The sequence below is a fragment of the Bacillus sp. UNC125MFCrub1.1 genome (assembly GCF_000701305.1).
Taxonomy (GTDB): domain Bacteria; phylum Bacillota; class Bacilli; order Bacillales; family Bacillaceae; genus Bacillus; species Bacillus altitudinis.
In genome coordinates, this window is record NZ_JNIG01000011.1 from 229,414 (window position 1) to 246,622 (window position 17,209).

Genomic DNA, 17,209 nt, shown 5'->3' on the forward strand with positions numbered 1-17,209 from the left:
ATGCATTTCACCCTTCTTTATAAAACCACATATTCTGCATTCACAAGCTTTGCAAAATGAACAATTTGATCAACCGTTAAATTGAGAGATACGACTGTATGATGACCTCCGCCGTGCTTAATCCATGCTTTGACGCCATCTTGAAAGTTCGGTTTGATTTTCCAGAGGACTCGTGCCACCGGTAAATGTGGTGCTGCTTCCTGCGGCTCAAAGGCTTCCACTTCTTGAATCAGCCATTTGAAATGTGTTCCAAAATCAGCAATGGAGACAACAACGCCCTCGCCTGCTTTTCCATCAAACACAAGACGTGCTGGGTCTTCCCGGTTTCCAATGCCTAGCGGAGACACGACAATGACAGGTTTTGTATGTGCAAGCGCTGGATCTACTTCTAGCATATGAGATTGCAGCACTGCTTCCTGACCAGAGGTCATTTCATATGTGTAATCTTCCATAAAACCAGTCGATTGATGATGGCTCATCACCTTTAATAAACGATCCAGTGCGGCGGTTTTCCAATCCCCTTCACCTGCAAAGCCATATCCCTTTGCCATCAGCCGCTGAACGGCTAAACCCGGAAGCTGCTTCATGCCATGTAGATCTTCAAAGTTTGTTGTAAAGGCATTGTAGCCGCCTTCATCTAAGAAACGTTTAATGGCAATTTCATATCGTGCTTGCACTTTTACACTTTGTTCCCATTCTTCCGCCGAATAACTCCCATAATCCACGTCATATAACGTTAAGTACTCAGCAAACAGAGCATCAACTTCTGCTTCTTCCACGGCATTTACATAGTTCACAAGGTCGCCTATTCCAAAGTAATCAACGGTCCAGCCCAGCTGGATCTGCGCTTCAATTTTATCTCCTTCTGTCACCGCAACGTGGCGCATATTGTCACCAAACCGAGCCACTTTGATGTGGAAGCTCTCATGATAGGCAGCCGCAACGTCCATCCAATCAGCGATTTGCTGCTTCACCTCCTGCTTCGACCAATGACCTGCAACGATTTGGTTTTGCTTATTTAAACGTGCATTGATATAGCCGTACTCTCTGTCTCCATGTGCCGATTGATGGAGATTCATATAGTCCATATCAATCGTGTCCCACGGAATGTTTTCATAGTATTGCGTGACGAGATGCAAAAGAGGCTTTTGCAAAAGAGACGTACCACGTATCCACATTTTTGCTGGAGAAAACGTATGCATCCAAGTCATCACACCGATGACCTCATCACGATAGTTGACCTCTTTCATCAGCTGTGTGATTTGATCCGCACTGACCGCCAGTTCCTGCAGAATAATTGGATAAGGCAGCAAACCGCTCTCATTTAAGGCATCTGTTATCTTTTGCGCATCTGCCTTCACTTGCTTCAGTGCTTCATCCCCATATAAGTGCTGTGAACCGACGACAAACCAACATTCTTTCTTCTGACTTGTTAACATAGAAATCCCTCTTTTCTTTATCTTGAAGGTTTTTGTCCGTAATACGCATGTGTTCCATGTTTTCTTAAATAATGTTTATCTAAAATCACCTGCGGAAGAGGCTCCGCATATTCGTTCAATTGCTTTGCAAACAGGTTCATTTTCGCTACTTCATCTAAAATGACACTGTTCGTTACAGCACTTTTTGCATCTTTTCCCCACGTAAAGGGACCATGACCTTGCAGCAAAATACCAGGAACCGCCATGATATCTATCTGTCTTTTCTCAAACGTTTCAATGATCAGGTGTCCTGTTTCCACCTCATACCCGCGATTCACCTCTTCTTCTGTGAGAAATCGAGCGCACGGAACAGGTCCGTAAAATGTATCGGCATGTGTTGTGCCCATTGCTGGTAAATCAAGTCCAGCTTGCGCCCATACCGTTGCCCACATCGAATGGCTATGTGAAATGCCGCCAATTTCCTCAAAGTGTTTGTAAAGAACAGCATGTGTGGCAGTATCGGAAGAAGGATTGAATTCTCCCTCGACCACTTGACCGTCAAAATCGACCACGACCATGTCTTTTGCTGATAATTTGTCATACGCTATGCCGCTTGGCTTAATGACAAACAGTCCACTGTCACGATCGCACGCACTGACATTGCCCCATGTAAATTTCACAAGTCCGTACTTTGGCAGATCTAGATTCGCTTGAAACACTTCTTCTTTTAACCGCTCTAACATACAGGTGCCGCTCCTTTCTGTGGCGTGAGATGTTCTACTGCCGCCTTTTCTATCGGGAGTCCTTCTTGATAGCGCTTTATAAATTCCTCAAAACCTTTAACATCCAGTGGATCAGGATCAATAAGCTCTTCTAATGTATGGGCAAACACTTGATGCTTGAGAAAATGGCTCAGTGTTTGCTGCTGGTGATTGAGCATATATGAAGCAAGGACCGCCATCCCAAACGCACCGCCTTCTCCCGCAGTTGATACGACGGATACAGGTGTCCCGAGTGCAGCAGCAACCATTTTTTGCCCAACTATGGGTGTTTTAAATAAACCGCCATGTCCTAGTAAGCGATCAATCTTGACTTGTTCATGTGCTTTTAAACGCTCCATCCCAATTTTCATTGCGCCAAATGCAGAGAAGAGATGCGTCCGAATGAAATTAGCAAGGGTAAACCGGCTTTGAGGAGATCTAACAAAAAGAGGTCTTCCTTCTTTTAGTCTCGTAATATTTTCACCAGAATAATAGCCATAGCTTAAAAGCCCGCCCCCATCATGATCTGCTTCTAAAGCTTGATTTAATAGAGTTTCGTACAATCTTTCTGTTTCAACTGGCTGACCCATTGCTTCAAACGCTTCTCTGAATAGATTCATCCAAGCGTTGAGGTCACTTGTACAATTGTTGGCATGAACCATCGCGACTGGCAGGCCATCTGGTGTCGTGACAAGATCCACTTCTGGGTACACACCTTTTAGATGATGCTCTAACACAATCATGGCAAATACAGATGTCCCAACTGAAATATTCCCAGTTCTCTTTTCCACACTGTTTGTTGCGACCATTCCTGTTCCTGCATCACCCTCTGGTGGGCAAAAAGGGATACCTGGCTGCAACTGTTTGCCTTGGTCTAAAATCGCTGCTCCAGCTGCTGTTAACACACCAGCTTCTTCGCCTGCTAAATAGATGCGCGGCAAAAGATGACGAAGCTTCCACGGATAGCCTTTTTCTGCAATCAATGCTTCAAATTGATGAAGCATCACTTCGTTGTAATCCTTCGTTTTTTCATCAATGGGGAACATTCCCGACGCATCGCCAATTCCGATGGCCTGCTTCCCTGTTAGCAGCCAGTGAATGTAGCCGGACAACGTGGTCACATACTCTAACCGGGACAGATGTTTTTCCTCTCCTAATATCGCTTGATATAAGTGAGCGATGCTCCATCTTTCTGGAATATGAAATTGGAATACATCTGTTAGCTTTTGACTCGCCTCGGTCGTTGTTCCATTCCGCCACGTTCGAAACGGGACGAGGAGTTCTCCTGTATGATGACAGGCGACATAGCCATGCATCATCGCAGATATCCCGATGGAGCCAATGGTTTGAATCGTCACCCCATACAATTGCGCTGCCTGTTCTTTCATCTGACGGTACGCCACTTGAAGACCTGTAATGATCTCAATTAAGTTGTACGTCCATATTCCTTCTTGAAGAGAACTTTCCCATTCAAATGCACCTTGCGCAATTGGCTGAAACTCTTCATCTATTAAAATCGCTTTAATTCGTGTGGAACCAAATTCAATGCCCAAAGATGTCCGTCCTTCTCTAATGGCTTTGGCCGTCTTTTCACGATTCATTTTGTTCACCTCCAAGATGATAGCGGTTTCAAATATCTTTTTCGTTTGATTCACCTTTACCTGTGCACAAAAATAATATAATATTTGTACGTACATATGTCAATAATAAATATATTTGTACATACACAATTAGACAAAAACTTTCATGTTCTCTAAGGATTAGACGGTAGACACTGCAAGCGCCTGTTTTTGATTGAGCAACCATGTTAAAATATGTCCATACAAGTTCTTCTCAACCCGAGTAGAGGATCAACTGTGAAAGAAGTGAAACGATGAAAAAGAAGTACCAGATCATTATAGATGATATAAAAAGCAAAATACTGACAGGGGATTACCGGATCGGGGAGCGTATTCCAACCGAATCAAGCTTACAAGAGATGTATCAAGTAAGCCGGCATACGGTGCGAAAAGCCATCTTGGAATTATCGAGTGAAGGTTTTTTACGAAGCGAAAAAGGCTCAGGCACATTTGTCACCAATCAATATCAAACAAAACCTGCTGGACATGCTCATATGAAAACGATTGGCGTCATCACCACATACATATCCGATTACATTTTCCCGTCGATCATTCGGGGCATCGAAAGCCGATTAAATGAAGAGAACTATTCTTTGTTACTGGCGAGTACAAATAACGATGTGGAGCAGGAGAAAAAAGCACTTGAAATGATGCTGTCCTTTGGTGTGGACGGATTAATTGTCGAACCGACAAAAAGCAACTTATATAATCCAAACATTTCGTACTACCTATCCTTTAAAGAGCAGGATGTACCGCTTATTATGATCAATGCCTACTATGAGCAGTTAGAAGTTCCCTTCCTTTGTTTGGATGATGTAAAGTCCAGCTATTTAGCGACAAAGGAGCTGATCACCTCTGGACATCAGCACATTGGACTGATTTCAAAAACAGATGATTTACAAGGAAAATATCGAATGAAAGGCTATATTCAGGCACTCGGTGAAGCGAAGCTCAATTTCCTACCAGAGCATGTTCTTTTTTTTGATACAGAATCGAAGCAGTATTTAGGGGATCATATCAAAACCTTTTTACAGGCGCACCAGCATGAGCTGACTGCCCTTGTTTGCTATAACGATGAAGTCGGGTTAGAAGTAGCAAATGTATGTAGTGAAATAGGTTTATCTATTCCAGATGATCTTTCCATTATTGGACAGGATAACTCGTATATTGCCCAAAAAAATGCCCATGTGAAACTGACAACGCTGACACACCCTCAAGAGCAAATGGGACGAGATGCGGCAGACTGGATGATTAAACACGTACAAGGGAAAAAGAACCTGCCTGATCGAACATTTTATGAGCCTGAACTCGTTCCTGGTGAAACGATTAAAGAGCTGAACGTAAGAAAAAATGAGCCCTCTTCATAGAAGGCTCATTTGGCTTTAGGCTCTTGTTCAAGCATATTCATCACATCATAGGCAATTCGGTCGGGAGAGTCTTGCGTGATACGATTGCGATAGTTAGACAAGACGACCACTCCTGTTTTTGAATGCGGGCGGAAGCCCATGAAGCTGGAGAAACCAGAAGTTGCCCCATTATGGCAAATCAATCCCGTATCATCTATGACCCACCCGAGTCCCATTGACATGTTTTTCCCTATCTTTACCTTTGGTTCGTGGGTCATTTTCCATGGAGAAGCGACGTCTGCACTCATATGTGCAGAGAGAAATGAGAGCAAATCAGTGATCGTCGAACGAATCGCACCAGCCCCTTGGTAGTCTAGCATCTGAAGCGGAGGAACCTCTTTTCCATTCTCTTGATGACCTAGGATCATCTTCTCTTTGACGTCCTTCTTGATCGTAATAAAGGTGTTCGATAGTTTCAGCTCATCCACGATATATTCAGTCAGCAGCTCTTCATATGTTTTGTGAAGAGACCATCCCATGATCAACCCGAGGAGGCCCATCCCTACATTGGAGTAACGAGATGGGTATTCTTTTCGCTCATTCCATTTTTTCGAGTGTAACAGTTTCATTAATTCATCAAGGGAGTATTGACAGTACATATCTCTTCTCACTTTTGGAAGGAACCTTAGTTGTAAATCTCTGAGAAAACGATGTGCAGGAAGTCCAGACGTATGGGTTGCCAGCTGTTCCAATTGGATGGGGTGATTCTTTCTTATTTCTGGACAATACAGTGAAATGGAATCGTCTAGCTTCATATGCCCTTTTTGAATCATGCTTGCCAATATACTTGTCGTAAAGACTTTTGAAATAGAGCCGATTTCAAAAATGACCTCCTCAGGCTGGACGCGCTGCTGTATGGGGTGATCTCCGAAATGAAAAACGTGTCTTTCTCCTTGATGAATCAGTCCGATCACGAGCAGTGCCTGTTTCTTTTTCTCCGTATAAGAAGAGGCAATTCGCTGTACTTCTTGTTTGAGCATCATCAATGGATCATCATCCTTCCCCTTCATTTTGATCTACAATCAATTGATCAAGCTTTGTATAAATGGATGTCAATGTGTTGATCTCTTCGTGGCTTAATTTTGAATAGTATTTTTCAATGATCGCAAGTTCTATCTTTCTCATATTCTCCAAGTACGTCTTTGCCTTTTCAGAAAGTTCAACGTGCAATTCCCGGCGGTTTTGCGGGTTGATGCTGCGGCGAACCCATTCTTTTTTTTCAAGCGTGTTTAATAACTGGCTCACAGCACTTTGGGTGATGCCTAGTTGCTGAGCAATTTGAATAGGTGAGCTTCCCCCTTTGCGCTCTACGAAATCAAGGACAATATGCTGTTTATCAGTTAACTCATCTACAAATAATTCTTCAAACTCTAATCGGAGCTTTTGATGGATACGCGCTTCGATTTGGTTTAATTCTTGGATCATCGTTGTTTTGGATGTCAATGTCATCACCTTCATAATTAAGATAACTTAAGTATAAAGGTATATTAATTATTAATCAACAAAAATCCCTATCTTTTATCAAAGATAGGGAAAATGCCGATTATACTTCTTCTTTAGGTGAAGGTACTGCACATACGCCATCTGCACATGCTTCTTCAAATGAAGCATCAGCCGCTTTCTCCGTTTGCGCTGCCTCTTCTGTCCAAGCCGTTTCAAGTGCACGAAGGAACGTATCTGCTGGCTGTGCACCAGCAACCGAATATTTGTCATTGATCAAGAAAAAAGGCACAGCAGAAATCCCGAGCTGTCTTGCTTCTTTTTCGTCTTCTCGCACATCGTCTGCAAATTCTTGCCCGTCTAGAACCTTCTGTACTTCGTTCTGATCAAGGCCTGCTTTTTCTGCGATATCTAAAAGGGTTTGACGATCACCAACATGCTTTCCATCTGTAAAATACGCTTGAAACAGCTCACCCATGACGAGATCGCCTTTTCCCATTTTTCCAGCATATTGTGCGAGCTGGTGGGCATCAAAGGTGTTTGTCAAAACGAGTGGATCGAATTGAAAATCGATTCCTTTCTCCTTGCCCGCCTGTTTCACCTGTTCATTCATCGCGATGGCCCGGCTACGGCTCATGCCATATTTTTTGACAAGCATATCATGCACATCATAATCCACTGCAACAGGTGCATTCGGATCAAGCTCAAAGCTTTTAAACTCTACTTCTACCTGTTCTTTATGAGGGAATTGCTCAAGCGCTGTTTCCAACTGTTTTTTTCCTATATAACAAAAAGGACAGGCGATATCTGACCAAATTTGTACTTTCATCTTCATCTTCCTTCCGTTGCTTACGTTTTTTCTTTCAAGATGTAACTATTATAGTTACATCTTATCCTTTATGTCAAGTGATCCTTCTTTTTAAGTACCATGTATTAAAAAAACCTTTCCTTCAAAAAAGGAAAGGTTTTCATCACGGCTATTCTAAGTTCGCATGGTGACCGTACATTTTATGGGTGTCGAGCTCTTTCATTTCCATCAATCTCAAGATGACCGCATCGTACATAAGAAGCAAAGTTTGCTCAAATAATGAGCCCATCGGCTGAATCGTATGATGGTTTCCTTCATGTTGATCCTTTGGCGCACCTGACAGTAAGATGACTTCATCCGATAGATCAGCTATAGGTGAATCAGCTGAAAGTGTGAACGACGCGACGCTTCCGCCAATCGCCCTTGCCTTTTTCGCGAGCACAAGCAGCGTCTCTGTTCGGCCAGAACCGCTCCCTACAATCAATAAATCCTCAGATGTAAAAGCAGGCGTATTCGTTTCACCGATCACATAAGCTTCGACACCAATATGCGTGAGTCTCATCGCAAACGATTTCCCCATCAAACCAGACCTGCCAGCCCCTGCGACGAAGACCTTTCGAGCCGCTAAAATGCTTTTGACAAGCTGCTCTGCTTGTTCGTCTTGAATCGCGGGCGAGTGCTCAGAAAGCTCGCTTAGAATCGCTCTCACATAGTCACTTGTTTTCATGATTGTGCAATCAACTGCTTCATTTGCGCAGCCACTTCTGCTTTATTGTCTTGAGCCGCAATGCCGCCGCCGACAATAATCAAATCTGGATTTAATTTGACGACTTCAGGCAATGTATCAAGCTTAATACCACCTGCAATCGCTGTTTTCGCCTGTTTGACCACTTGTTTAATGGTCATGAGGTCCGCAAATGAGTTTTGACCAACCGCTTGCAGGTCATAGCCTGTGTGCACGCAAATATAATCTACCCCAAGCTCATCCAGCTCTTTCGCACGGCCGGCGATATCTTTGATCCCAATCATATCAACTAAAATTTGTTTCCCTCTTGCTTTTGCTTCCTTCACCGCTCCTTGGATAGACATATCTTCCGCTGCCGCAAGAATCGTGACGATATCCGCTCCAGCTTCAGATGCCTGCTGCACTTCATAACCGGCAGCATCCATAATTTTAAGATCCGCCAGCACACGTAAATTCGGAAACGCCTGTTTGACTTCTTTTACAGCACGAAGCCCTTCGTTGATCACAACAGGTGTCCCAATTTCCACCACATCAATAGACGCTTCTACTTCTTTGATCAGCTCGATCGCTTCTGGTATATTCACTAAATCTAACGCTAATTGTAATTTCATGAACGTTCACTCCCGTTTTTTCATCTCATCTTCAAGAGCTCCGTGAATAGGGCTTCTTGAACGATGAAATGAGTATAACAACAGGATGGAAGCAATCCAAGTACGCACTTTTTTTTTACATACTATACTTTTTCGCATATGGTTACAAAAAAGACACTGTCTTTTCGACCAGTATCTAAACGTACTGACAAATCCTCGCATTCGGTGTCAAGTCTGTGTTGTGATGCCGCTCCAGTACTCGTCCTTCCTAAACTGCAAAGGTTTTCAAGTCACGCTGAAAAGAAAACAAAGAGCTAAAATAAAATGATTTTAGCTCTTTGTCTACATCTATCGTCTTTCTATTTATCATCCTTTAAAAAATTGCTATCGAGATATTGTTTTCCCCAATCATACATCGCCTCTAAAATCGGCATTAAGCTTTCTCCGAGTTCCGTGAGAGAATACTCAACCTTTGGCGGAACGACGGGATAAACCTCCCGGTGCACAATGTGATCTTCCTCTAATTCTCTTAGCTGATTGACAAGCATTCTTTGCGTAATCCCAGGCATTAACGACTTTAACACACCAAACCGTTTTGTCCCTTCTCTGCCAAGGTGCCATAAGATCAGCATTTTCCACTTCCCGCCGATAATATTCAGCGTCAGCTCTTTTTCGCAATTGAACACTTTATTTTCCATTCGTGATGACAACGACATACACTCCTTTAATCTCAAACCACTTTATCATATACTGCGGCAAAATGGATTGCCCTAGCATACAGTCTTTGTTATTGATTTTGTTTTTTGACGAAAGCCATCACAGCCTTTGTCATCTCTTGCGCTTCTTTTGGCGCTCTGTCAGATCCAAACCATTTATTTAAATCACTGTGGCTCAGCGAATGAACCCGAAACACAAACCGAGAGCCTTTCTCATGATTCAGTTTTTCTGCAAATCGGTACACCTCAGGATTTTCCCAGCCTGTGACCAAATAAACAGGCGGTACATTCGTTTGATTCATATAAGTGACCGGTGATGCCTTTGTCCAGTTTTCCTCTTGTTTGCCAAAGACTTTTTTGTACGATGGAATGGCTTGTATAAATTGATTGATGTTTAACGGTCCATCTAAAATCACGATAGAATTGATCGTTTTTGGCGACAGCCCCACACGTTTTAAGTAAGTCGAATCTGTAGCAACCAATGCCGTCAAATGACCGCCCGCTGAGTGACCCATGACATTGATTTTTGACGAATCGATTTGATATTCATCTGCATGATCCTTGACCCATTTAATAGCGCTTGCCGTATCATCTGCCATCTGCTCGAAGTTGGCATCAGGGTGAAGCCTGTAATTCATTGAAACAAACACATACCCTTGACCCGTAAAATAATCGGCCTTTGAAGCGACTCTATTCTTATCGCCGCCTGTCCAGCCGCCGCCATGGAGATAGATCATGACTGGATGCTTCTTCTTTTTGTCTTCATCTTTTCCCTTTGGCATATATATATCCAGTGTTTGCTGTTTATTTTGTGTGTCTGCATAATGGATGTTCGTCGTCGGCTTAGGCTGGTTGAAACGGAACACAAAGAATGCGCATACCAATAATCCAGCGATGACCGCCGCAAATAAGAGCCATTTCATGATTCGATTCAATGTCATTGCACCTTTCTGTGTTGGGATGGGGAAGTATGATTCGCACATATGTAGAGCGACTAGCCCGATTCATTTGATACGACTTGTATGACTTGAACCGTTTGACAGTAAAAAGAAAAATACTGTTCTTCATAATCTTCGACAAAGTAATTCAAATATTCCCAGCCTCTATCCAAAAGTTGAATGTTCAAAAAAAGATAGGAATCGTTTGTTAACTCCAAATCTTTGATTTGAACAGAAGAGACATTGGTAAATTTCAGATGAATGTCTGCTTGCAGATTCGGGGAATCATATGGGATGTGTATTACAATACAGTTGATCAAGTCGTAATGTTCATTATACTCTTTAAAGTAGTGAAATTCATTGATTTGCTTTAGATGGTTGATATTGAAATCAGGGATTTGTTTCTGGACTTTTTCATCTAAAAACCATGTCATCGTTTGTCCTCCAAGAGGTTATTGTAGAAGTGCAATGATTTGTTTTCTTGTTTCTTCATGGTATTGAACATAGGAGTGCAGTAAAGGATATGATTCAAGGATCTCTTGATACGATTTGATTTGGGGATATTGCTCTTCAAATGACTGACGCAGCACGTTTAACTGTTTTTTCGGTATTCGTTTATGATCGACCACATAACTTAAGCTGCCTGCAACAAGTGAAATAAACATATAAAAATCATCTGAACATATACCAGTTTCCTCTTCAAAAGAGACGATTTCATCTGGATAAGATAAATCTAATAAGTATTGATAACGTTGTTTTACATCATCGAATAAACCTTGTTTATCACGGCTGATTCTCATGGTTTTTTCCCCAATCTCTCATTGTTTTTAATTCTTATTTAGACGCTAATGAGATCTTCCTATACACTGCAAATAAATTCTTGTGAATCGAAACATACGTTTTTCGATTCTATTGCGAGTAACATCCCATTGATGTTAAATAGAAAATTTGTATTTGAATCAAATTCTTCAAGAAGTACATTTTTAAGGTTCCCTATCCCATTAGGATGGTAACTACATTCAAAAATTTGCCAATTCATCTCTTCTTGTATCAATTCTTCAAATCTATCATTACCTTCACCCCCATTATAATAAAGACTCGCCACATTCATAAATCGCAATTCATGATACCGAGCATCATTTATTTCACTTATACTAATGTTTATGACTAGTTCTTTACGAAAAAAAATCAAATGAGAATGCCAGTACATCACAGACACCATCTAAATAATCGATCCATTTCTCTATACTGCTAAACATCTCATTCACTCCCCTAACGTATTCCCCTATTTTTTCAGAATAAACTCTATTCTTATCGTGTCACGGAGTTTGTAAATATTCTTCAAATGAAATAAAGTCCGCTTTTTTTCGAAATTCGCTTAAGATTTTCTGATCTCCTGTAAAAATAACATCTGTCGAATCAAAAAATCCGATTTCAAACACGGCTTGAGGGATAACGGGTGTATAATTCACGTTCCAATATCGTTCATTATCTTCAATTTGAGGTATTGAATGAATATTCAAATGATCTACATGACGAGGCAATGCGGTCAAAACAGCGAAAATAAAAGAATAAGAATAGTCATGTAAGAATTTTTTGAAATGTTCACCCTTCAGAAATAAAAAATCCGTATAATCCGGCATGACTTCTGAATGAGATTGATTATTCCGATCATGAAGCATTGGGAGTGTCACATCACTTATGACCCAATGATACTCTTCTACGTTTAAATTGATTTTCTTTATTAATTCATTTACTTCGAATAGATTTTTCTCTTTTGCTAATACGATTCTCATTACTTGCTCCACCTCACCGATTTAAAACATCAGACGAAACTAAAAATATTCCACAGTATCAAAATCTGACCATAATCTCCAGTCAGTGTTCGTGTTTATATTTACAATGCATGTTGGATCTTGATAGATCAAACTCTTCGCAACCGATTGAAAAAAAGGAGATTGACTAGGGAGTTGGCTATGCGTTTCTGGATGAAACCATGATTCAGTTGTATAGAGCGGTTTATCATATACATGCTGAACGATGTCAAATTGTTCTTGATCTGTCATCCATAAACTATCCAGCAAATCTCGATGTTTGGCCATTTCTCTTAACAGAGTAATCCATTCATTTTCCTCTGTTACATCAGATTGGCATGACTCTGGTATTTGAACATTAAAATAGCCACCATTCAATTTAATTCGTAATGGTTGTTTGGTGAATCCAGGTTCTATCTCATCATCATCTATTATTTCATCATGCTGATCCACGAAAACAAAGAGCTCATCCAATAGAAAATTGATGGATCCATTATTCAACTCATGACCAAACGCAAAAAAATCAATAGCCGGTCCTAACTTCGATAAACCGAATAATTGAATCGTGATCAGCCAATTTCCATCTCTAGTAAATAGAGAAAGCTTCCCTTTGGCAAAATCAAAGTTCTCGTTATCTAATAGCGGAAACTCTTTATTTAGAAAAGACTTATCTAATGTGTTTAATACATGGTCTATTTGTTTCATTTCTTCCTCCTTATGAAGTCATTTCTTCAAAGTTAGTATAATTTCGAATCAGTTCTTTTCTAAAATCATCAGGAAGTTTTTGATTCGGAAATACAACTGAAATCCAGCCTAATACAATCTCATCTAAAATTCTCCACGTTTTTAACAATTGTTTATTCATTTGTTCTAATTGAAGAATCGCTAGTACTCCTATCTCATAACCTCTGTCGCCATAAATGATCCATTTTGCAGAAGGGGAAACCCATATCACACGTGAAGCAATACCCATTATGCTATCATTTACACTCTCTATCGGATAATCCGTTAAGAGATCGAGGTAATCACTTGGTGTGAGGTTTAACGGTACTTTCACCCAAGGATAATAACCAAAATCATGATAATAATCATCCATGCTCTTCTGCTCATCTAATACAGCCATGAGTATATAGTCATCATGATGATTCAAAGCTAAACCTTTTAACATTTCCCAGCCATCATCTGATAACAACCAATGGAATTCTTCGAATAAATAATGAGGGGGTTTTGTTTTCAACACTTGATCAGGGAATGTCTTCGTACTGTGAATGAGCGAATGAACAAACGATAGAACATGTTCAAATTCTTTTGGATCGGATATAAACAAATGTTTCACTTTATGCTCCTTTCATATCTTCGGGTAAGTTTATCATCAGTCATTGATACTCCATTTCACCGCTTGTAACATGACGCATAATGAGAGAGCATTTGAGTGTAATAATCATTGAATGTTTTTTGATCCTTCAATAATCCTTCAAACCAATTTGCTAAAACAGGGTGATCCATTGGTTTCCACCCTTCTTTTAATAACCTATTTTTCACAGAATCTTTTGTTGATACCATCCCTATTACACAAATTCCCATATCCCTATCTGCCCAAATCGCCCACTGCAAAGAATGAGCTAACCAGACAACTATATTCGAATTCGTGATTATATTATCCGCTATGGAACCTTTTGGGTGCATCCATAGTGCATTTACATAATCCTCACCTGAAATGTTCACACTCGCTTTCAGCCAATGATAATAACCAAATTCCTTCAAATAATAATCAGTTGGATCTGGTTGAAGGACTGCAGTCAAAAATTCTCTATCTTGTGTAACAGTTGATAACTCTTTTATGGTTGGTAAAATATCATCACTCAATGCCCAATCAAACTCTTGAAACAAAAAACAATCAAATGTCTTACGAAAAACTTGTTGTGGCAGCTCTTTATTTGTTTCAAACACATGGTCTACTAAATTCTGATAGAATTTGAACTCTTTTTCTGAACGAATAAATAAGTCTTCAAGCCGTTTCAAACAACTACCTCCACTCTTGTCGAACTAGTAGTTTTTTAATTCTTCCTCTATATCTTCTTTTAATGTTTGAATTTCAATTGACACCGAATTATTTCGATTATAGAAAATGGACGGATTGATTCCATCTGCTAACATTCCCGGCAGCCACTCTTCTATAAAATCGTCTAAATCAGTCATTTCTGGCACTGTTTTTTCCCATTGGTCGATCGCACAATAAGCGGCATGTTCCTCTGTCGGCCAAAAATGAAGCTGCGGTACACGATGTTCATCCTCTGACATCACCCACCCCTTCTCGTTTCTTAATGACCAAACCTCTTCAAAATCAACAATCTTTTTGATGAAATAGTCATAACGCTTTTTCGCAGGTAATTGGACGGTGGTTTCTAATTCTTTCGGATGCATGGACATTGCGTCACTCCTTTTATTTATAAATGGGCTTAATCATAAGAATTTAGCAAGCTCATATATAGGAACTATTTGTATTCTTCTAACCAGTCATTCAAATCCTCTACAGGATGTAAGTAAGAATTAGGTGAATCTTTCAAATCAATTCCACTTAAAAGAATCAGCATATCCCAAACTTGATCATCGTCTATTTCTGGATCGTCTGCAGAAACGTAAATTTCAGCCCAATCAGACACTTGTTCTCTTGTGATCGTCCCCTTTAAGACATTTCGTATTTTATTTAAACAGTCTAGCATTTTTGGTTCAGCCATTTATTACACCATTCCTTTCTCAAAACTCATTTTACGCTGTAAACTGCCTATATTTCATATTTAATAATATCCTCCATTGACATACCTTTAAAATATAATGAAAGAATGCTTATAATAGTGTATTCGCCAAGCATACCAATCGGGTTAAATATCATTTTAGCCGTTTTTGGGTCAGCAACCTCTAAGTCCATAACAGGTGCATTGTGACCTTCTTTCCCCTTGCTTACGTAATAATTTCCATCTCGGTATTCCACGAATTTCAGATTTTGAAGATCCTCTTCTTTTATAAAATCTTGATTTATTTTTGTGATGACTTTCCATGAACCATTTAAAAAGCCTGTCAGACCTGTATTTGCAACAAATAGTTCATTCTCTTTTTTCATCAATTGTTTTAACTCATTTTTTTCTATTCTTTCATCAACAAACAAATCATAGTATTGGATTAAAATATCATCATATTGATTTTTCCCCTCACCCGAAATGATCAAAGCATAGCTCAATTTCCCAACTTCTTTTAATGGGAGTTCAAATATAGCTCCTGGTTCCACTTTACTTAAAGTTTTTACTTTTTTAGTTGTTATTTTAATATCCGTTACTTCTTTGTCGTTTAAATCATCAAAATAGTGACTACCTCCATTGTTTAAAGCCATCATAATTGTCAAAAGCATCTCATCAATCGTTGGCTTTCTCTTCAAATGTTCCTCAGTCATTTCATAAAATTGTTCAATCGCTTCTTCAAAAATATCTAATCCATCATCACCAATTATGATGTTCTTTTTCTTATGTTCTTCTTCCCAAAAGCCCATTTGGAAAACCCTCCTTATATATTGGGTTCTTTATTTTCTCATTTTGATTTATCACGATAAATATATACTTGTATAAACTGTTTTATTTGCACGTTTGAAAAGTGTCACTTCGTGATCCGTTAACCATTTAAGCTCTCTCATATGATAAGAAATTTCTTCTAAGTAAGTATAGGTTTCAGCAATTAATTTTTTATCTAAGATATTTCTTTTATTATCTTCAACTACAAGATAAAGAGTAAACTGTTTTAAATCTAATTCGATAACTGGGTAAGCTTTTCTTTTTTTATCGGGACTTAGTTTTGTTCTCCCTTTAATCTCCGCTTTATATTCCTTCTCCTTCATTTTCTTAAATGTTGCTTTGACTAGCTGACTGTCCCAATTCTTCAGTTCACAAAGATAGAGTATCGCTTTTTCCAAAGTATCTGCTAAGATCTTTTTCTTATTTGTTGCATTTTCAAATTCACTGTAACGGAAGGGTACTTCCAGCTCGTACGTATTTTTTATAAATAAGATGTCTGGTTCATCTTTTGAAGTACTAATTAATTTGTAGTCTTTAAAAGGCCCACATATCAAAACAATAGCCTCACAATCTTTCGTTTGAAATTTCTTTTCTAATTCGTATAAAAACATTTCAGTCATACAAAGGGATTGGCTGGCTAAGTTCCCATGATCGTCATCTGACATTAATTGTATATTTTTCAAATGCACTTCTTGTAAGCCTCCTAATAAGATTGTGAATGTTTGCTCACTCTTTTTTCAAAACTTGCTTTCTTAGGTGTAAATGCTCTATCTCATTCCCATTAAAATGCCCTTTCTTCCCTTCTAAATATAGCTAGTTTAAAATATTAGCTCCTTAGAATTTGAAGAATTTCTGTTGCTTCTTTGTACAATTCATTAACTAGTTGTATAATAATTCCTCGCAAATCCACTTCATTTTCAAATGCAATTAAATATCCTTTTTTGCTGATCAGATTATTTGATACACAATCCCAGATATCCAGATGGTCTATACAATAACCTTCATCTCCCTCATCACCATCATGAAACTCTTCGCCATTTAGATAATCTACTGAAAAATATATGGATGAATGATAACCTGCTTTAAAACAATCTGAAACATGAACTTCTCTCCCGCTAAATTTCTTCCCATATCCGAATCGTCCAAATGCAGCATTGATTGTTAACCCTAAATCTCTAAAATCTATTTGTTTTTCATCCACTATATTCAAAGCGATTTTTGTTATTTCTTTTTCGATATCTGCGATAAATTCTTTGGTCAAAGTATTCAATTTAATTTTTTTCAAATTTTTCACCTCTTGCATTGCCTATAGTTGTTAAGATAATGATTACTATTTCACTTCAATATATTTCTATAAATATACCATACTTTCAAACTAATCCATATATCAT

The 17,209-nt window shown here is 39.3% G+C and carries 23 protein-coding genes; 1 reads left to right on the plus strand and 22 read right to left on the minus strand.

Annotated elements, in window-relative coordinates; translation table 11 throughout:
- Positions 1 to 17: 17 nt before the first annotated feature.
- Genes araA through N521_RS08640 form a run of 3 tightly spaced genes read right to left on the minus strand, consistent with a single transcriptional unit; the run spans position 18 to position 3,780 of the window.
- The gene (araA, locus tag N521_RS08630; protein ID WP_019743625.1) at positions 18 to 1,439 is read right to left on the minus strand and encodes an L-arabinose isomerase; all 1,422 of its coding nucleotides are present in this window, start codon (positions 1,437 to 1,439) and stop codon (positions 18 to 20) included.
- Positions 1,440 to 1,456: 17 nt separating this feature from the next.
- Positions 1,457 to 2,161, minus strand: a complete 705-nt coding sequence (locus tag N521_RS08635; protein WP_017358058.1) for an L-ribulose-5-phosphate 4-epimerase — start codon at positions 2,159 to 2,161, stop codon at positions 1,457 to 1,459.
- Positions 2,155 to 3,780 (minus strand): xylulokinase, encoded by a 1,626-nt coding sequence (locus N521_RS08640; RefSeq protein ID WP_035390897.1) that lies wholly within the window; start codon positions 3,778 to 3,780, stop codon positions 2,155 to 2,157. The genes N521_RS08635 and N521_RS08640 overlap by 7 nt, the downstream gene beginning before the upstream one ends.
- A 272-nt stretch (positions 3,781 to 4,052) precedes the next feature.
- Between N521_RS08640 and N521_RS08645 the strand changes: the two genes are divergently transcribed.
- Positions 4,053 to 5,165 carry a GntR family transcriptional regulator gene (locus N521_RS08645; protein ID WP_035390899.1) on the plus strand — a complete coding sequence of 371 codons (1,113 nt, stop codon included), beginning with the start codon at positions 4,053 to 4,055 and terminating at the stop codon, positions 5,163 to 5,165.
- A 5-nt stretch (positions 5,166 to 5,170) separates the two neighbouring features.
- Here N521_RS08645 and N521_RS08650 read toward each other — a convergent pair whose 3' ends face one another.
- The 19 genes from N521_RS08650 to N521_RS08740 form a co-directional block, all read right to left on the minus strand.
- Positions 5,171 to 6,187, minus strand: a complete 1,017-nt coding sequence (locus N521_RS08650; protein WP_197025615.1) for a serine hydrolase domain-containing protein — start codon at positions 6,185 to 6,187, stop codon at positions 5,171 to 5,173.
- Positions 6,188 to 6,197: 10 nt separating this feature from the next.
- Positions 6,198 to 6,653 carry a MarR family winged helix-turn-helix transcriptional regulator gene (locus N521_RS08655; protein WP_231493308.1) on the minus strand — a complete coding sequence of 152 codons (456 nt, stop codon included), beginning with the start codon at positions 6,651 to 6,653 and terminating at the stop codon, positions 6,198 to 6,200.
- A gap of 94 nt (positions 6,654 to 6,747) precedes the next feature.
- Complete coding sequence (locus tag N521_RS08660) at positions 6,748 to 7,473, minus strand: DsbA family oxidoreductase (protein WP_035390904.1); 726 nt, start codon at positions 7,471 to 7,473, stop codon at positions 6,748 to 6,750.
- A 148-nt stretch (positions 7,474 to 7,621) separates the two neighbouring features.
- Positions 7,622 to 8,179: a 6-phospho-3-hexuloisomerase gene (gene hxlB, locus N521_RS08665; RefSeq protein WP_035390905.1), complete on the minus strand. Its 558-nt coding sequence runs from the start codon at positions 8,177 to 8,179 to the stop codon at positions 7,622 to 7,624.
- On the minus strand, positions 8,176 to 8,808 hold the full coding sequence (gene hxlA, locus N521_RS08670) for a 3-hexulose-6-phosphate synthase (RefSeq protein WP_007501390.1): 633 nt from the start codon (positions 8,806 to 8,808) through the stop codon (positions 8,176 to 8,178). Before hxlA ends, hxlB begins: the two co-directional genes overlap by 4 nt.
- 338 nt (positions 8,809 to 9,146) lie before the next feature.
- Complete coding sequence (locus tag N521_RS08675) at positions 9,147 to 9,503, minus strand: transcriptional activator HxlR (protein ID WP_035390908.1); 357 nt, start codon at positions 9,501 to 9,503, stop codon at positions 9,147 to 9,149.
- 71 nt (positions 9,504 to 9,574) lie between these two features.
- A complete protein-coding gene (locus N521_RS08680; RefSeq protein ID WP_035390910.1) occupies positions 9,575 to 10,444 on the minus strand; it encodes an alpha/beta hydrolase in 870 nt (289 codons plus the stop codon).
- 53 nt (positions 10,445 to 10,497) lie between these two features.
- On the minus strand, positions 10,498 to 10,875 hold the full coding sequence (locus tag N521_RS08685) for a hypothetical protein (RefSeq protein ID WP_035390911.1): 378 nt from the start codon (positions 10,873 to 10,875) through the stop codon (positions 10,498 to 10,500).
- An 18-nt stretch (positions 10,876 to 10,893) separates the two neighbouring features.
- Positions 10,894 to 11,241, minus strand: a complete 348-nt coding sequence (locus N521_RS08690) for a YxiJ family protein (RefSeq protein ID WP_035390913.1) — start codon at positions 11,239 to 11,241, stop codon at positions 10,894 to 10,896.
- Positions 11,242 to 11,300: 59 nt separating this feature from the next.
- Entirely contained in the window at positions 11,301 to 11,663 is a 363-nt protein-coding gene (locus N521_RS19950) for a YxiG family protein (protein ID WP_442852760.1), read from the minus strand.
- 97 nt (positions 11,664 to 11,760) lie between these two features.
- A complete protein-coding gene (locus tag N521_RS08700; protein WP_008342589.1) occupies positions 11,761 to 12,237 on the minus strand; it encodes a hypothetical protein in 477 nt (158 codons plus the stop codon).
- 39 nt (positions 12,238 to 12,276) lie between these two features.
- Entirely contained in the window at positions 12,277 to 12,960 is a 684-nt protein-coding gene (locus N521_RS08705) for a DUF7003 family protein (protein WP_035390914.1), read from the minus strand.
- A gap of 10 nt (positions 12,961 to 12,970) precedes the next feature.
- Positions 12,971 to 13,591, minus strand: a complete 621-nt coding sequence (locus tag N521_RS08710; RefSeq protein ID WP_035390916.1) for a hypothetical protein — start codon at positions 13,589 to 13,591, stop codon at positions 12,971 to 12,973.
- 56 nt (positions 13,592 to 13,647) lie between these two features.
- A complete protein-coding gene (locus N521_RS08715; RefSeq protein ID WP_035390917.1) occupies positions 13,648 to 14,277 on the minus strand; it encodes a hypothetical protein in 630 nt (209 codons plus the stop codon).
- Positions 14,278 to 14,301: 24 nt separating this feature from the next.
- Positions 14,302 to 14,685, minus strand: coding sequence for a DUF2750 domain-containing protein (locus N521_RS08720; protein WP_081832184.1), 384 nt, complete (start codon positions 14,683 to 14,685; stop codon positions 14,302 to 14,304).
- Positions 14,686 to 14,750: 65 nt separating this feature from the next.
- Complete coding sequence (locus N521_RS08725) at positions 14,751 to 14,993, minus strand: DNA-binding protein (RefSeq protein WP_035390920.1); 243 nt, start codon at positions 14,991 to 14,993, stop codon at positions 14,751 to 14,753.
- A gap of 47 nt (positions 14,994 to 15,040) precedes the next feature.
- Positions 15,041 to 15,799 (minus strand): Imm26 family immunity protein, encoded by a 759-nt coding sequence (locus N521_RS08730; protein ID WP_035390922.1) that lies wholly within the window; start codon positions 15,797 to 15,799, stop codon positions 15,041 to 15,043.
- 51 nt (positions 15,800 to 15,850) lie between these two features.
- On the minus strand, positions 15,851 to 16,507 hold the full coding sequence (locus N521_RS08735) for a hypothetical protein (RefSeq protein WP_035390924.1): 657 nt from the start codon (positions 16,505 to 16,507) through the stop codon (positions 15,851 to 15,853).
- Between the two features lie 137 nt (positions 16,508 to 16,644).
- A complete protein-coding gene (locus tag N521_RS08740; RefSeq protein WP_230680588.1) occupies positions 16,645 to 17,112 on the minus strand; it encodes a hypothetical protein in 468 nt (155 codons plus the stop codon).
- Positions 17,113 to 17,209 lie beyond the last annotated feature (97 nt).

Bases quoted from the DNA above. Each gene is read 5' to 3' on its own strand.
- araA (WP_019743625.1), bottom strand. From the start codon at position 1,439: ATGTTAACAAGTCAGAAGAAAGAATGTTGGTTTGTCGTCGGTTCACAG.
- N521_RS08635 (WP_017358058.1), bottom strand. From the start codon at position 2,161: ATGTTAGAGCGGTTAAAAGAAGAAGTGTTTCAAGCGAATCTAGATCTG.
- N521_RS08640 (WP_035390897.1), bottom strand. From the start codon at position 3,780: ATGAATCGTGAAAAGACGGCCAAAGCCATTAGAGAAGGACGGACATCT.
- N521_RS08645 (WP_035390899.1), top strand. From the start codon at position 4,053: ATGAAAAAGAAGTACCAGATCATTATAGATGATATAAAAAGCAAAATA.
- N521_RS08650 (WP_197025615.1), bottom strand. From the start codon at position 6,187: ATGATGCTCAAACAAGAAGTACAGCGAATTGCCTCTTCTTATACGGAG.
- N521_RS08655 (WP_231493308.1), bottom strand. From the start codon at position 6,653: ATGACATTGACATCCAAAACAACGATGATCCAAGAATTAAACCAAATC.
- N521_RS08660 (WP_035390904.1), bottom strand. From the start codon at position 7,473: ATGAAAGTACAAATTTGGTCAGATATCGCCTGTCCTTTTTGTTATATA.
- hxlB (WP_035390905.1), bottom strand. From the start codon at position 8,179: ATGAAAACAAGTGACTATGTGAGAGCGATTCTAAGCGAGCTTTCTGAG.
- hxlA (WP_007501390.1), bottom strand. From the start codon at position 8,808: ATGAAATTACAATTAGCGTTAGATTTAGTGAATATACCAGAAGCGATC.
- N521_RS08675 (WP_035390908.1), bottom strand. From the start codon at position 9,503: ATGTCGTTGTCATCACGAATGGAAAATAAAGTGTTCAATTGCGAAAAA.
- N521_RS08680 (WP_035390910.1), bottom strand. From the start codon at position 10,444: ATGACATTGAATCGAATCATGAAATGGCTCTTATTTGCGGCGGTCATC.
- N521_RS08685 (WP_035390911.1), bottom strand. From the start codon at position 10,875: ATGACATGGTTTTTAGATGAAAAAGTCCAGAAACAAATCCCTGATTTC.
- N521_RS08690 (WP_035390913.1), bottom strand. From the start codon at position 11,241: ATGAGAATCAGCCGTGATAAACAAGGTTTATTCGATGATGTAAAACAA.
- N521_RS19950 (WP_442852760.1), bottom strand. From the start codon at position 11,663: ATGGTGTCTGTGATGTACTGGCATTCTCATTTGATTTTTTTTCGTAAA.
- N521_RS08700 (WP_008342589.1), bottom strand. From the start codon at position 12,237: ATGAGAATCGTATTAGCAAAAGAGAAAAATCTATTCGAAGTAAATGAA.
- N521_RS08705 (WP_035390914.1), bottom strand. From the start codon at position 12,960: ATGAAACAAATAGACCATGTATTAAACACATTAGATAAGTCTTTTCTA.
- N521_RS08720 (WP_081832184.1), bottom strand. From the start codon at position 14,685: ATGTCCATGCATCCGAAAGAATTAGAAACCACCGTCCAATTACCTGCG.
- N521_RS08725 (WP_035390920.1), bottom strand. From the start codon at position 14,993: ATGGCTGAACCAAAAATGCTAGACTGTTTAAATAAAATACGAAATGTC.
- N521_RS08730 (WP_035390922.1), bottom strand. From the start codon at position 15,799: ATGGGCTTTTGGGAAGAAGAACATAAGAAAAAGAACATCATAATTGGT.